We start from the raw sequence: 15,083 nt of genomic DNA, 5'->3' as shown, positions 1-15,083 counted from the left end.
AGGTGAGATAAGCATGGTGCCATACCGTCCCGAACCGTTTACAGATTTCAGCAATGAAACGAACCGCAAGGCAATTGAAGCAGCTCTGGATAAAGTGAAGGCGGAGCTTGGTCAGGAGTATCCCTTGATTATAGGCGGAAAACGGGTGAAGACAGGGGAAAGCTTGGACTCCATCAATCCTTCCCGCAAAGCGGAAATCATCGGGCACGTGTCCAAGGCCGATGCGGAATTGGCCGAAGAGGCGATTCAGTCTGCCCATAAAACCTTCGCATCATGGTCGCGCGTTCCTGCACAGCAGCGGGCGAGGCTGCTGTTCAAGACAGCGGCGCTGCTGCGCGGACGCAAGCATGAGTTCAGCGCCTGGCTCATGCTGGAATCCGGCAAGACGGCTCCCGAAGCGGATGCGGATACGGCGGAGGCCATTGATTTCATGGAGTACTATGCCCGCCAAATGATCGAGCTGGATACGACGGCAGCTTCACGCCTTATCTCCCTTGAAGGGGAAGACAACGATCTGCGCTATATCCCGCTTGGCGTCGGCGTTATCATTCCACCCTGGAATTTTCCGCTGGCTATCATGGCCGGCATGACAACGGCCGCCGTCGTGGCAGGCAACACGGTGGTACTTAAGCCAGCGAGCGCGACACCGGTCATCGCGGCCCGTTTTGTCGCCCTGCTGGAGGAAGCCGGCATGCCGCCGGGAGTGGTCCAGTTCCTGCCTGGCAGCGGGGGAGAGATCGGCGATTTGCTGGTTAGCCATCCGCTTACACGCTTTATTTCCTTTACAGGCTCCAAGGAAGTCGGACTGCGCATCTTCGAATTGTCGGCCAAAACCGCGCCCGGGCAAAAGTGGCTGAAGCGTTTTGTCGGGGAGCTGGGCGGCAAGGATGCCATCATCGTGGACAGTGAGGCCGATCTGGAAGCGGCTGCCCAGGCGATCGTGGCCTCGGCCTTCGGCTTCTCGGGGCAGAAATGCTCGGCCTGCTCGCGCGCGATCGTGCATGCCGATGTGTACGATGAAGTGCTAGAGCGCTGCAAGGAGCTGACCCGGCAGCTTAAAGTCGGCACAGCCAGCGATCTGGCCAGTTCAACCGGACCGGTCATCGATGAGGCGGCATACCGTAAAATTTTGAGCTACATCGAGCAAGGGAAGAAGGAAAGCCGCCTGGTGACAGGGGGCGGAACCGCAGGGGAAGACGGCTATTTCATCGAGCCGACGATCTTTGCGGATGCCGCTCCTGATGCGGTCATCATGCAGGAGGAAATCTTCGGGCCGGTCGTGGCATTCTGCAAGGCAGAGTCGTTTGAGCAGGCGCTGGACATTGCCAATAATACGGAATACGGCCTGACGGGCTCGGTATTTTCCTCGAACCGCACCCGGCTGGAGCAGGCAAGGGAGCACTTTCATGTCGGCAACCTGTATTTCAACCGTAAATGTACGGGGGCGCTTGTCGGCGTGCATCCGTTCGGCGGCTTCAATATGTCCGGCACGGATTCCAAAGCCGGCGGACCGGATTACCTGCTGCAGTTTACACAACTCAAGCTTATTTCCGAGAAATTATGATGTTTATCCCAAAACAGGGAGAGCGGTCCGTTGTGTGCCGCTCGTCCCTGTTCACCCGGTGAAGGCAAGCAGAGCTTCAGGCTGAGACTTCTGCACATTGAAGCAGCAAAGTATTTGATCGTGGAGGTGACGCAAGTGTCCAGATATATCGCCAGAAGAGCACTTACCGGCGCTCTGATCGTGCTCGTATCCATTTTTCTTAACTTTATGCTTATTCATCTTGCTCCCGGCGATCCTGTCAGCATCTTATCAGGGAAGGACAGCCCGTCTCCGGAAATGGAAGCGGCGCTGCGTGCCAAGTATGGTCTGGATCAGCCTGTACTGGTCCAGTTCGGCGCTTATATCCGTACTCTGCTGCAGGGAGATTTGGGGGAGTCCATTCTCAGCGGCCGGCCGGTGGCGGAAATGATTGCGGAACGCATCGGCCCTACACTGCTTCTGGCTCTGACGACGGCTGTTTTGTCGGTCATGATTGGCACGGCGCTCGGTATTCATTGTGCCAGACGGCAGGGCACGAAGCTTGATACGACGCTGAGCGGCATATCCTACCTGTTCGACGCAATGCCGCCGTTCTGGCTTGGCATGATGTTCATACTGGCGTTCGCGTCCACGCTCAAGCTGTTCCCGACGGCGGGCATGGTCGATATGCGGGCCGATTATGAAGGCATACAGTACGTGGCGGACGTGCTCAGGCACTTGTTTCTCCCCGCTCTGACACTTACGCTGCTGAACATCCCCTACTTTTTCCGGATTGCGCGTGCTTCGGTCATTCAGGTGATGTCCGAGGATTTCGTCATGACATTCCGGGCCGCCGGCATGAAGGAAAGCCGGATATTCTACAAGTATATTTTCAAAAATTCGATTCTTCCGACAGTTACGGTTTTCGGGATCACGCTAGCTTACATCATTACCGGTGTATCCATCATTGAAATTGTGTTTTCCTGGCCGGGCATGGGCAATTTCATGATGAATGCCATTTCGCGCCGCGACTATCCGCTTTTGATGGGTCTGTATCTGATTTTATCCGTGTCGGTTGCCGTCAATATGATCCTTACAGATATTGTTTACGCTTGGATTGATCCCCGCATCCGCTATAACTGAAGACACGATTTGGGGACAAACCATAGAATGGCAGTCTGAACATGCAGCCGGAGAAGGAGGAGGTAAAAGGATGGAAATGAAACGCAGGCCGAATGTCTTGCAGCGCGCTTTGACACATATCAGCTCCGTGACTCAGCTCAAGGCAGGGCTCATCATTCTCTGTCTGCTGCTGATTATGGCGGCATTTGCGCCCCTGATCGCCACCCATGGACCGCAGGAGCTGACGGACGACATGGCCGTGCCCCCCGGCAAAGAGCATCTGCTTGGGACGGACGGGCTCGGCCGGGATGTGTTCAGCATGATTGTGTACGGAACACGCACTTCCCTGGTCATCGGGGTGACCGCCGCGCTCATATCCGGGGTCATCGGTACGGTGCTGGGCGGGATCGCGGGTTTTTACCGCGGCAGGACCGACACGGTGCTGACCGAGCTGAACAACGTTTTCCTGATGATGCCGACTTTTTTTCTGATTCTGATCGTGATTGCTTTCTTCGGCAGCAGCATGCTGAATGTCATGATCGTCATCGGACTTACAAGCTGGGTGGGTAACGCCCGTCTCATGCGCGCGCAGGCGATGTCCCTGCGGGAGCGGACCTTTGTGCTCAGCTCCTTTGCCGTGGGGGAAAGCCGGACAAGAATTCTGTTCAGGCACATCATGCCGAACGGAATCTTCCCGATTATTGCCAATACGACGATGAATATTTCAGCCGCGATTTTAACGGAATCAAGCCTGAGCTTTCTCGGCCTGGGAGACCCGAATGTCGTGAGCTGGGGGCAAATTGTATATAACGGCCGCTCCTATTTGACGAATGGCTGGTGGATTTCGACCTTTTCCGGTCTGATGATCGTGATCACGGTGCTTGCTTTTTATCTGATCGGCGACGGACTTAACAAGGTGCTCAGCCCGAAGCTGCGCCAGCATAATTGATCAACTTAAGGGGGTGCACGGCATGGCGCTTTTGCAAATTCGCAATTTATCGGTGTCCTATCATACCGGAAGCAGGATGGTCACCGCTGTAAACGGGGTTTCGCTTGATGTGGAAGAACAGGACTCCGTTGGTATCGTGGGGGAATCAGGCTCCGGAAAATCCACCCTGGCCATGGCCATTCTGCGACTTCTGCCCGGTCGGACGGCCAGGGTGGAAGGAGAGATTTTATTTGGTGGCCAGCCGCTGCTGGAGCTGGGAGAGCAGGAGCTGTCCCGGCTGAGGTGGAAGGAGCTGGCAGTCGTGTTCCAGAAATCGATGAACTCGCTCAGTCCGGTTCACCGTATCGGGGCGCAAATGGCGGACATATACCGGCTGCACGAGAAGGGGCTGAACAAAAAGCAGCTCCGGGAACGGATCATCAAGCTGCTGGAGTCTGTAAGGCTCCCGGCCAGGGTGTATGATCTGTACCCGCATGAGCTGTCAGGCGGCATGATGCAGCGGGTGTCGATCGCCCTCGGTCTGATGCACAGGCCCAGACTGCTCATTCTGGATGAGGCGACAACGGCGCTGGATGTCGTTACCCAAGGGCAGATTCTCCGGGAGATGATGGAACTGGAGCGGGAGCTCCGCATCGCACGCATCATGATTACCCACGACATGTCTGTGGTGGCGGTGGCCTGCAAGAAGGTTGCGGTCATGTATGCCGGTCATCTCGTCGAGTTCGGGCCCGTTCAGGATGTCCTGCGCCATCCCCTTCATCCATATACAAAAGGATTGCTGCAGTCTCTGCCTTCCTTCAAAGGCGCCAAAGACAATATCCGCGGCATTCCCGGCTCGCTGCCCGATCTGAGCTTGCCCGTGCAGGGCTGTGTGTTCGCAGACAGGTGTGAGCATGCCATGCCGGTCTGCCGGCAGGTGAAGCCTGCGGACACTGCTTATTCCGTGTCAAGGCGCACAGCCTGCCACTTGATAGGAGGTGAGGAGCATGCCGCACAATAATGGGCCTGTTGTCGTGGTAGAAGATGTCAAAAAGCATTTCAAGCAGCGTGGAAGCTCCTTTTTCGGGAGGGCAAAGAAAGCGGGCGCCATCAAGTCGGTCGACGGGGTCAGCTTTACGCTCGGACAGGGAGAGGTGCTCGGGGTCATCGGGGAAAGCGGCTGCGGCAAGTCCACGCTCGGCAAGCTGCTGGTGCAGCTTGAAAGTCCGACAAGCGGGGAAATCGATATCCTGGGGGAATCGTCCCGTGGCATGCTGAAGCGCAGCCCGCTGGCTTTCCGCCGCCAAGCGCAAATCATCTTTCAAAATCCATTCGATACCTTTGATCCGCGCCATACGATTGCCCGTATTTTGACGGACACGCTGCGGCTTCACGGCGTGGGAGGAAGCCACGAGGAGAGGCTGACCCTGTGCGGGCAGCGGATGGAGGAAGCCGGACTGGCGCCTGCCAGAGACTATCTGTATCGCTTTCCGCATGAGCTGTCCGGGGGGCAGCTGCAGCGCATTTCCATTTTGCGCTCAATGCTGCTGGACCCGCTGTTTCTGGTGGCGGACGAGCCGATTTCCATGCTGGACGTGTCCATCCGGGCCGACATCATCAACATGCTGTCGGAGTTGTGCAGGAGCCGCAACACCGCCATGGTGTTCATTAGCCATGACATTACAACGACAAGGTATATATCGGACCGGGTGGCCGTCATGTATTTGGGTCGGTTCGTGGAGATCGGCCCGACCGACGAGGTGCTGCACCGTCCGCAGCATCCGTATACGAGAGCACTCATCTCCAATTCGGCGCCGCTGGATGCGGGCGGGGAACAGGAAATTATCCGTATTGACGGAGAGCCCCCGACGCCTGTGAATACGGGACCGGGCTGCTACTTCTACGACCGCTGCTACCAGCGGCGCGAGGAGTGCAGGCTGCATTATCCCGCATTCCGGACGGTGTCGCCGGGCCATCAGGTGGCCTGCCCGTATTCTTCCGGAGACAGCGAATCTGTTAGCGTCGGTTCAGCAGGCGGCTAACAGACGAACAACATTGACTTTGAGGGAGTGGATCCATGATGAAAAGAAAGGCTATCGTTTGGCTGGCATTGCTGTTGGCGCTTTCCTTGCTCGCAGGCTGCGCCGGATCGGGGAGCGGTGGAGAGGAAGGGCAGGATAACGGCTCCGGCGGAGGAGGCACGCTCGTAGTCGGAGCCAGCGGCGATCCGCAAACCTTTAACCCGAGTGCCAGAGCGGACGACAACTTTTATGCCGCCGCGCAAAATATTTTCAGCAGACTGATCAAGATTAACAACAATCAGGAGATCATCCCGGACCTGGCCAAGGAATGGACGGTGTCCAAGGATGGTACGGAAATCACATTTAAGCTGCATGAAAATGTGAAATGGCATGATGGAGAGCCATTCACCTCGGCGGATGTCAAATTCACATTGGATTCCATACACGAGAAGGCGGGCTTTGCCGTCAGCAATCTGAGCAGCATGGAAGAAGTGACTGCGCCTGACGACAATACAGTGGTCATCAAGCTATCCAAGCCCGATGCGACCTTTCTTGGTTATCTGGCTTGGTATGCGACGTTTATCGTGCCCGAGCACATTTATGGCGGCGGCAATTGGGATGCGGGAACGGCGGTTGAGCCTGTCGGCACAGGCCCGTTCAAGTTTGCGGAATATCAGACAGGTGTAAGTCTGACCCTGGAGCGGAATGACGACTATTTTGGCCAGGTTCCGAGCGTAGACCGGCTTGTCTTCTCCATCATGACGGATCCGAATACGATGGTTCAGGCCTTTTATAACGGAGAGCTGGATATTCTGGGCACCGATCCGCCAAGCTCCGAGGTGCAAAGCATGCTGGACGATCCGGATATCACTGTAAATCCCAAAGTATTTCCTTCACGGTATTATTTGACCTTCAATATGGAGAAAGCCCCGTTTGACAAACCGCAGGTCCGGCAGGCGATCGCTTATGCGCTGGACAATGAGGAGATTGTGAAGCGGGCGATGAAGGGCCAGGGACAGGCGTCGACGACATTTATATCACCGGTGTATGAGTGGGCGCTTAGCGATCAATACAAGGTGCCAGGCTATGAACCCGAACGTGCCAGGAAGCTGCTGGAAGAAGCCGGGCTCACTCCCGATGGCAATGGCAATTATTTGTCCCTTACCTTCAAGCTGTTCGAGGGTGGAGCCTTCTCGGATATAGCCACCGTCGTCAAGGACCAGCTGAGCCAGGTCGGTATTGACGTGAAGCTGAGCGTGATGGACTACGCCACCTGGGAGGAGGAGGTTGTGAACAGCCGCAATTTTGAATTGACGATGCTGGGAGGTTATCAGGGACCGGATGTCGGAGCCGTCGGATCGCGGGTTGGCAGTGAAGGGGCGAGCAATTTTATGGGCTACAGCAATCCCGGGCTCGATCAAGCGCTAAAGGAAGGAGTCACCAGGACGACGGAAGAGGAACGCAAGCCGTATTATGAAGAGGTACAGCGCATCATGTCCGAGGATATGCCGATTTATCCGGTTTCGGAATGGGTAAGCCTCGTGCCTGCCCACTCCTATGTTAAAGGCGATCCTACCTCCGACGAGGCCATCGTTCACACCGGTTTCAGCGAGTATAACTACGTGCGCATTGAAAAATAATGGCGGAAGGGGAGGAATAAAATCATGGATTTTCAGCGTATTATAGACGGCGTTCCCGATTACGGGGCATTTATGACGGTGGATGAGATGGATGAAAGCACCCGCCGGTTGGCGGAGGAGTTTCCAGATATCGTAACGGTTTTTGAAGCAGGCGTTTCCCGGCAGGGGCATCCTCTGCTCTGCCTCAAAATCGGGGACGGTCCGCTGAACGCTCTCTGCTTCGCCTGTCCGCATCCGAATGAGCCGATCGGCGCCATGACGATGGAATATTTCTCAAGGGCGCTTGCGGAAGACAAGGAGCTCCGGGAGGAGCTCGGATACACCTGGTATATTATCAAATGCATAGACCCCGACGGCACAAGATTGAATGAAAACTGGTTCAAGGGGCCTTTTCATCTGTACCATTATATGCGCAACTATTTCCGTCCCGTGGGCAAGGAGCAGGTGGAATGGACCTTTCCGGTGGATCATAAATCATTGCATTTCAACAGTCCGCTGCCCGAGACGGAAGCCCTGATGAAGCTGATCAGGGACAAAAAGCCGAAGTTCATGTATTCCCTGCACAATGCCGGCTTTGGCGGCGCCTACTGGTACATTTCCGAGGATATGCCCGAAGTGTATGAAGCGCTGTATGCATCCGCGCGCAGGCAGGGGGTGGCGATCAGCCTTGGCGAGCCTGAAGTGCCTTCGGTTACCGAATTTGCACCGGCTGTTTACGGCTGCATCAGCGCGGCACAGGAATACGACTATCTGGAGCAATACGGCGGCGATCCAGCCACATACGACTGCGGCACAAGCAGCGCGGATTATGCTTTAACCGAGACGGGCGATTGTGTCACCTTCCTGACAGAGCTTCCTTACTTCTTTGATCCGAGGATTGAGGATTTAAGCGACAGCGACATGACAAGGCTGGAGGCCGTACGGAAAAATGTCGAGCAGAGCAGAGCACAGCATGCGGATCTGGAAAGCATTCTTGCCGATATCCGCTCCGATATCCAGCAGGACAATCCGTTTGTCAAGCTGGTGAATCAAATTCTCCGCTATGGTGAATCGGGCGGGGATGCCAAGCTGAAATGGGCGGAAAGCGATGCTTCCTTCAAGGAGCCGGCGAAGGTGTCGCATGTATTCGATAACTTGCAGATTGCTTCTTTCTATCACGGTCTATCGCTCGGACTTAGTGTCCGTGCCTGCGAGTATGAACTTGACCGTCTGCCCGGCAGTGGAGCACCAAATGAGGCTGCTCAGCGTCTGAAGGCGGCCAGAGATCATGGCTTGGAGCTGTTGAAGAGTTTATGTGATAGACTTGAGAAGGAAATGAACTACTCGGTCATTCCTATTCAAAAGCTGGTGCGCATTCAGCTTGAAGGCGGGCTGATTGTCTCGAAACGTGTAGCTGATAAACAGAAGGATGCGCATGTCAGCCTCTAATCGGGAGGAAGAACATATGAATTCACCATCATGGATGCAGCACATTATGACATCCCCGGATGAGCTCAGGGAGCTTGTCGGGACTCCGAGTGAGCGTGTGCAGCATAAGGTTGTATCTGTCATCGAGGAGCATACTCGGGGATATCTGCAGCAATCTCCGCTATTTTTCCTCGCAACGAGCAGCGCTGACGGGCGCTGTGATGTGTCTCCGCGCGGAGACGGGCCGGGCTTCGTCAGGGTGCTGGATGAACGCAGGCTGGTCTTTCCCGAGCGTCCGGGGAACAAGCGGGTGGACTCGCTGCTGAACATCATGGAGAACCCCCAGGTGGGCATGATTTTTCTGATCCCCGGTCTGGATGAAGTGCTGCGCATTAACGGTAAAGCATGGATTACGAGGAGTCCGGAGCTGCTGGAGCAAATGCAGTGGGATGGCAAAACAACAGGAATGTGTGTCGTGGTCGAGGTGGAGGAATGTTTTGTGCATTGTCCGCGCGCATTCAAGCAGTCGAAGATATGGAGCCCGGACGCTTGGCCAGAGAAGGAGGAGCTTCCATCCATAGCGGAAATGTTCCTCGCGCATCTGGAGCTGAACAAAAGTGTACAGAAGGAGGATTGAGGCTTTACGGGGCTATGTTGAATATTGTCTTTAAAAAAAGGCAGTCGGGCAGAATGGGAAACACTCCGCTCGTCTGCCTTTTTTTTACTGCTGTCTTTTATAGAAGCTGATCGTACCAGTACCTTCATCGGCGCTGACGAACATATCTCTTGCGTTCACATAATGAATTCCCTCCGGTGATTCGCCAGCCGTTGGAATCAGTCCCAGCAAAGCCGGCGATTCGGGATTCGACAGGTCGAAAAACAGGATGGCGTCCGCACGCTCGGAGGCAACTGCCGCAATATCGCGACCATTCACCTGCGCAATCGTCAGATTTTCCACCTCGCTGCCCTTCTTCTCGCTGCGTCCATCCGGATACAAGCCGACTCTGGCCGCTGCCTTGTCAATCAAATCGGCGCTGTCGTAAATTTTATCGCCATCAAGGCTCCACACCGCGATATTGCGTCCGCCAGCCTTCACGCCGTCCTTGAATTCATCCTCGCCAAGGTCCCCTTCATTCGCCGTCAGCAGGTAGCGTCCGTCCGAGGTAAAGGTGATGCCGTCCGGCTCATAGCGGGCAGTAATTTCATCCGTAAACGATACCCGGCCATCATCCTTCGCATCCGCAGCATGGGTGGTCGTACCGAGGGCGAATATACGGACAAGCTTCCGCGCCTTCAGATCGACAATCGCAATGGCGTTATTCTCCTGCAGCGTTACCGCAGCGGTAGTGCTGTCCGGACTGATGGCCACGTATTCCGGCTGCGGCTCGTGCGGATACATGGCGCCTTCAACGCCGTTCAAGTCCACGGGCACCTGAACCAGCTCACCTGCCAGCACGTTGCCCTCCGGGAAGTGAAGCACAGCGATGCTGCCCGGGCGCTTGTTGGCCGTATAATCAAACTCCTCCGTCTTCGGATCCATTTCTTCATCCTCAATCGCGATTACGGCATAGCTGCCGTCGCGGGAAATGGCGATGGAATCCGGGCCAATGCCGATCTCGTACACCTTGGCAATCTCGTAGGTATCCAAATCGATGACGGCGGCCATGCCTGGATTCGGATCATTAAAGTTGTCACCAGTGCGGATGACGGCGATGGCATGCTTGCCGTCAGGCATAACCGCAACGCTGGTAACCTCCGCTTTGCCAGAGAGGCTGCTGAAGCTGATGGTTTTTAATTCATTAACCTGGTCCGTGTAAGTAATGTCAAGGACGCTGACGCTGCCTTTGTCCGCCTCGGTCACGAGCAGGCGGCTGCCGTCCGGAGTGGAAGCGGCGATCTCGGCCTTGCCGCTAGGCATCTGGAACGAGCCGGCAAGCTCATATCCTGTCCGGTTTTGCGCGTCGATCAGGCTGCCGCGCAGCTGCCTGGCAGTGTTTTCAGAGATGTATAATTTACCGTCTTCAATATATGGCGCTTGATCAAGTGTAACCTCTGCTCCATCCAGGACGGCCTTCGCCGAGCCGGTCCGGAAAACAGCGGTTATATCACCAAGGCTGATATTTGCACTCTTATCCCCGGTGTTCCATTTCAAAGTCCCCTGCATGTCCGATACCATGGAACGGACCGCTTCGCCTTTAGCCTCGGCGGCATGCACAGCCGGCAATGCGGCGGCAGTGGTGATGGAGGCTGCTGCCATGGCGAGCAGCCATTTGTTTGTCTTTTTCAAGTTATAATCCCCTTTTTATTCAATATAGTAGATGGGCTTTAGCAGAGACCGTTCGCCCTTTGTTTGTAAAAATTATAGTTTCTTTATGTTAAAAGAAACGGGGATGTGCGTAAAATTTGTCCGATTAATGTAAAAAATGCATTGGAGAGCGCTGCTGCTCTGGGTCTCATAATCTGGTACACTGATTTAGTTCTGAAAGTTTATAGGCGCGGGGGGAGTAGATTGAACGCACAATTTGAAATGCTGATGCAGCTGTTCGAGCGGGCCGCCTTGCTGCTCATCTGTCTTTTTTTCATGACAAGGATACCCCGCTTCAAAGAGACGCTGCAGCGGGAGAGTCACTCTCCGGCTGAGCTTGCCGTGGTAACGGCTATATTTTGCCTGTTTGCTCTCTTCGGCACTTATTCGGGCATTGAAGTGGAAGGATCACTCGTTAACGTAAGGATCATTGCGATCGTTTCCGGAGGTATTTTGTTCGGTCCGTGGGTAGGCATCATCACCGGCCTCGTCTCCGGCATTCATCGTTATTTGATTGACATCGGGGGCGTAACTTCGCTTCCCTGTCTTATTACAAGCATTCTTGCAGGGGTGCTGTCCGGTTATATCAACCGCAAAGTCAGCCGCGCCAAACGGTGGATCGCCGGCATTACGGCAGGCATGCTGTGTGAGGCCTTAACGATGCTGCTGATTCTGGCGATGGCCGAACCGCTCGCCTTGGGACTGGAAATTGTCTCGAAAATCAGCTTTCCCATGATTCTTGGAGAAGTTAGCGTTGGCCTGATCGTGCTGCTGGTTCAGAGCGTGGAAGGGGAAAAGGAAATGATTGCGGCCCGGCAGGCCAAGCTGGCCCTCGATATCGCCAATAAAACGCTGCCTTATTTCCGTTCCATCAACAGTGATTCGCTGCGGACGATCTGCAGCATCATCAAGCAGGATATTCAGGCGGATGCCGTGGCTATTACGGATAAGCATAATGTGCTTGCTTATGTGGGCTTCGGTGAAGAACGCTATCACATCGGGCATCAGATCAGCAGTGATGTGACGAAGGGCACCATCCGCAGCGGGAAGATTACCATCCGCAACCATATTGCGGATGACCAGACGCCGCAGATCCAGTCTCTGCTGATTATTCCACTGGAGGAACGGGGAGAGGTTACGGGAACGCTCAAGATTTATTACCGCAAGGCCTATAAAATCACCTATCCGCTGCAGACGATGGCGATTGGTCTGTCACAGATCATCTCCACCCTGATGGAGGTTTCGCGGGTGGAGCAGATTAAAGAGGCGGCCAATAAAGCGGAGCTGAAGGCCCTGCAGACGACGATCAATCCGCATTTTCTGTTTAATGCGCTGAACGCGGTAGCGTCTACGACCCGCACCAACCCGGAGAAGGCCAGGGAGCTGATCATCAATCTGTCCGGTTTTCTACGCTACAATTTGGAGCTGAACAACGAACTGATCGATATTCACCGCGAGCTGGAGCAGGTGAGGGATTACGTGGAAATCGAAAAGGCGCGGTTCAGCAGCAGACTCAAGGTAGAGTATGATATTGACGATGTAGACGTCCGCATTCCGAGTCTGATTATTCAGCCTTTGGTGGAAAATGCGATCAATCACGGCATTTTGAAACGGAAGGGCCCCGGGACTGTAGCTATTGCAGTCAAAGACAAAGGGGACAAGGTAAGAATTACGGTGTCAGACAGTGGAGTGGGCATCCGGCAGGAGGTCGTCGATCATTTATACAAAGATGATGTTCCTGTTCAGCAAATCGGTTTATACAACGTGCATCAACGGGTCAAGCTGATCTACGGACAGGGACTGGTGATCCGCCGTTTGCAGCCGGGAACAGAGATTTATTTTGATATAACGAAGGGGATTGTATGAAAGCGATCATTGTAGAGGATGAAATACCGGCCCGTCAGGAGCTGGAATATCTCATAGGCGCCCACAGCGGGATTCAGGTGACGGATTGCTTCGAGGACGGCCTGGATGTGCTCAAGTTTCTGCAGGACCAGGAGACGGACGCCATTTTCCTTGACATTAATATCCCGTCCCTGGACGGTATGCTGCTGGCCCGCAATATCAGCAAATTTGCGAAAAAGCCGTATATCATTTTCACTACGGCATATAAGGAGCATGCCGCACAGGCGTTCGAGCTGGAAGCGTTCGATTACATTCTCAAGCCGTATGATGAAAAGCGGATCGCTTCCATGCTGGCCAGGCTGGAGGCTGCGTATGCGCGTGAACGCTACGAAAGGGTGCAGCCGTCCACAGAACGTGCCGATGCAGCAACTGCACCGAATGGCGCGGAGACGCCGGGACCAGTTTCCGGACGGGTGAATCTGCTGAAGAATGACAAAATTATCGTAACGGACGCCAACGATATTTATTACGCTTCCGCCAGCGAGAAAGTGACTCTGGTCTATACCAGAAATGAGGAGTACACGATGCCGATGAGCATCAGCGAATTTCATGCACGGCTGCCGCAGGAGCTGTTTTTTCGCTGCCATCGCTCCTATTCCGTCAATGTGTCCAAAATCAGGGAGATCGTTCCCTGGTTCAACCACACGTATCTGCTGAGGCTGAAAGACCTGAGCGCTGAAGTGCCTGTTAGCCGCAGCAAGGCAAAGGAATTCAGGCAGCTGATGCGCCTGTAGGTGCAGTTCATTCCCGTTCCGGTGCATTTCATGCGCAAACCGGTCCGGCTGTTCATTCCGGGTTTTATAATGGGTTGTGTGGGGAACATGATAACGCATTCATGCGAACGTATTCGGAATTCATTTGCAGCATTATCAGCCGGAATGAAAAGAGGAGATTGGAATGAACAGAAGTACTGGCAGCAACCGTTGGCTTATTGTACTTGGCACCATCATCGTTCAAATGGGATTAGGCACGATTTATACGTGGAGTTTGTTTAATCAGCCCCTGGTCGACCGGTTTGGCTGGGAGTTCAGCTCGGTCGCCATCACCTTTTCCATCACAAGCTTTGCACTGGCGTTTGCCACGCTGTTTGCTGGCAAGCTGCAGGATAAATGGGGATTGCCCCGCCTGATTTTGGCCTCGGGAATAGTGCTCGGTGCAGGCTTGATGCTGAGCTCGCAGGTATCGTCGCTTTCTCTGCTGTATTTGCTGGCAGGGGTTGTGGTCGGATTTGCGGATGGTACGGCATATATCACTTCATTATCCAATCTGATCAAGTGGTTTCCTGAACGGAAAGGGCTGATTTCCGGTATCTCTGTCGGAGCTTACGGAACGGGCAGCCTGGTGTTCAAATATATTAACGGCTCACTGATTGGGTCGGTCGGTGTTACGCAGGCTTTTATGTATTGGGGAATTATGGTCATGATCATGATTGTCGGAGGTTCTTTTCTTGTCAGGGAAGCGTCTTCTGCAGCCGGTACGGTTCAGCAGCGGAACGATTCGGCGCAGCATAATTACACGGTGAAGGAAATGCTGCGCACAAAGCAGGCCTATCTGCTGTTCATTATGTTTTTTACCGCCTGCATGAGCGGTTTGTATCTGATCGGCATTGTTAAGGACATCGGGGTCAAGCTTGCCGGGCTGGATGCGGCGACTGCCGCAAATGCGGTGGCCATGGTGGCCATATTCAATACGACCGGCCGTATCGTGCTGGGTGCCTTGTCGGATAAAATGGGCCGCCTCAAAGTAGTAGCCGGTGCGCTGCTTGTAACAGCCTGCGCGGTAGCTGTCCTGAGCTTTGCGAAGCTGAACTTTGGCCTGTTCTTTGCTTGCGTGGCGGCCATCGCCTTCTGCTTTGGCGGCAACATTACCGTCTTTCCAACGATCGTGGCCGATTTCTTCGGATTGAAAAATCAAAGCAAAAACTACGGTATTGTCTATCAGGGCTTCGGGCTCGGCGCCTTGTCCGCTTCCTTTATCGCTGCTGCGTTGGGCGGTTTTATTCCTACCTTTACCGTCATCGGGGTCCTGTGTATCATATCGTTTCTGATTGCTGTATTTATTCAGGCACCGGGTCAGAAAAAGCGGCGGGACGAGCATGAAAGCCAACATGTGGGTATGCGCAGCATGAGAGCAGGAACAAAAGCGGGTTGATTCCGGGCGGGATTATTCCCGGATCATTCCAATGAAACTCACTTCACAAGTGGGTTTTCTTTTTGTTACAGAGCCAATCATT

General features: G+C 54.3%; 12 protein-coding genes. 11 read left to right on the top strand and 1 reads right to left on the bottom strand.

What is annotated here, in order from left to right:
* The first annotated feature begins 13 nt into the window (after positions 1-13).
* From pruA to ACE5KN_RS30410, 8 genes are all read left to right on the top strand, one after another.
* Positions 14-1,564 carry an L-glutamate gamma-semialdehyde dehydrogenase gene (gene pruA, locus ACE5KN_RS30445; protein WP_375528565.1) on the top strand — a complete coding sequence of 517 codons (1,551 nt, stop codon included), beginning with the start codon at positions 14-16 and terminating at the stop codon, positions 1,562-1,564.
* Between the two features lie 30 nt (positions 1,565-1,594).
* Positions 1,595-2,665 carry an ABC transporter permease gene (locus tag ACE5KN_RS30440; RefSeq protein ID WP_375528566.1) on the top strand — a complete coding sequence of 357 codons (1,071 nt, stop codon included), beginning with the start codon at positions 1,595-1,597 and terminating at the stop codon, positions 2,663-2,665.
* A 70-nt stretch (positions 2,666-2,735) separates the two neighbouring features.
* Positions 2,736-3,593 carry an ABC transporter permease gene (locus ACE5KN_RS30435; RefSeq protein WP_375528567.1) on the top strand — a complete coding sequence of 286 codons (858 nt, stop codon included), beginning with the start codon at positions 2,736-2,738 and terminating at the stop codon, positions 3,591-3,593.
* A gap of 22 nt (positions 3,594-3,615) precedes the next feature.
* Complete coding sequence (locus ACE5KN_RS30430) at positions 3,616-4,593, top strand: ABC transporter ATP-binding protein (RefSeq protein WP_375528568.1); 978 nt, start codon at positions 3,616-3,618, stop codon at positions 4,591-4,593.
* Positions 4,580-5,614 (top strand): oligopeptide/dipeptide ABC transporter ATP-binding protein, encoded by a 1,035-nt coding sequence (locus ACE5KN_RS30425; RefSeq protein WP_375528569.1) that lies wholly within the window; start codon positions 4,580-4,582, stop codon positions 5,612-5,614. Before ACE5KN_RS30430 ends, ACE5KN_RS30425 begins: the two co-directional genes overlap by 14 nt.
* A gap of 38 nt (positions 5,615-5,652) precedes the next feature.
* Complete coding sequence (locus ACE5KN_RS30420; protein WP_375533320.1) at positions 5,653-7,233, top strand: ABC transporter substrate-binding protein; 1,581 nt, start codon at positions 5,653-5,655, stop codon at positions 7,231-7,233.
* Between the two features lie 24 nt (positions 7,234-7,257).
* Positions 7,258-8,661 (top strand): M14 family zinc carboxypeptidase, encoded by a 1,404-nt coding sequence (locus ACE5KN_RS30415; RefSeq protein WP_375528571.1) that lies wholly within the window; start codon positions 7,258-7,260, stop codon positions 8,659-8,661.
* A 16-nt stretch (positions 8,662-8,677) separates the two neighbouring features.
* A complete protein-coding gene (locus ACE5KN_RS30410) occupies positions 8,678-9,277 on the top strand; it encodes an MSMEG_1061 family FMN-dependent PPOX-type flavoprotein (RefSeq protein WP_375528572.1) in 600 nt (199 codons plus the stop codon).
* 84 nt (positions 9,278-9,361) lie between these two features.
* Here the strand turns inward: ACE5KN_RS30410 and ACE5KN_RS30405 are convergent, their stop codons facing one another.
* Positions 9,362-10,927, bottom strand: a complete 1,566-nt coding sequence (locus tag ACE5KN_RS30405; RefSeq protein ID WP_375528573.1) for a choice-of-anchor I domain-containing protein — start codon at positions 10,925-10,927, stop codon at positions 9,362-9,364.
* Positions 10,928-11,149: 222 nt separating this feature from the next.
* Here ACE5KN_RS30405 and ACE5KN_RS30400 point away from each other — a divergent pair, with 222 nt between their 5' ends.
* The 3 genes from ACE5KN_RS30400 to ACE5KN_RS30390 all read left to right on the top strand — a co-directional run bounded on the left by ACE5KN_RS30400 (position 11,150) and on the right by ACE5KN_RS30390 (position 15,001).
* Positions 11,150-12,811 carry a LytS/YhcK type 5TM receptor domain-containing protein gene (locus ACE5KN_RS30400; protein WP_375528574.1) on the top strand — a complete coding sequence of 554 codons (1,662 nt, stop codon included), beginning with the start codon at positions 11,150-11,152 and terminating at the stop codon, positions 12,809-12,811.
* Positions 12,808-13,584: a LytR/AlgR family response regulator transcription factor gene (locus tag ACE5KN_RS30395; protein WP_375528575.1), complete on the top strand. Its 777-nt coding sequence runs from the start codon at positions 12,808-12,810 to the stop codon at positions 13,582-13,584. Before ACE5KN_RS30400 ends, ACE5KN_RS30395 begins: the two co-directional genes overlap by 4 nt.
* Positions 13,585-13,747: 163 nt before the next feature.
* Positions 13,748-15,001, top strand: a complete 1,254-nt coding sequence (locus tag ACE5KN_RS30390; RefSeq protein WP_375528576.1) for an L-lactate MFS transporter — start codon at positions 13,748-13,750, stop codon at positions 14,999-15,001.
* Positions 15,002-15,083: the final 82 nt, after the last annotated feature.

This window comes from Paenibacillus terreus (assembly GCF_042138595.1).
Taxonomy (GTDB): domain Bacteria; phylum Bacillota; class Bacilli; order Paenibacillales; family Paenibacillaceae; genus Paenibacillus; species Paenibacillus terreus.
Note: the sequence above shows the minus strand (reverse complement) of the source record. Positions and strands in the feature narration are given on the sequence as shown.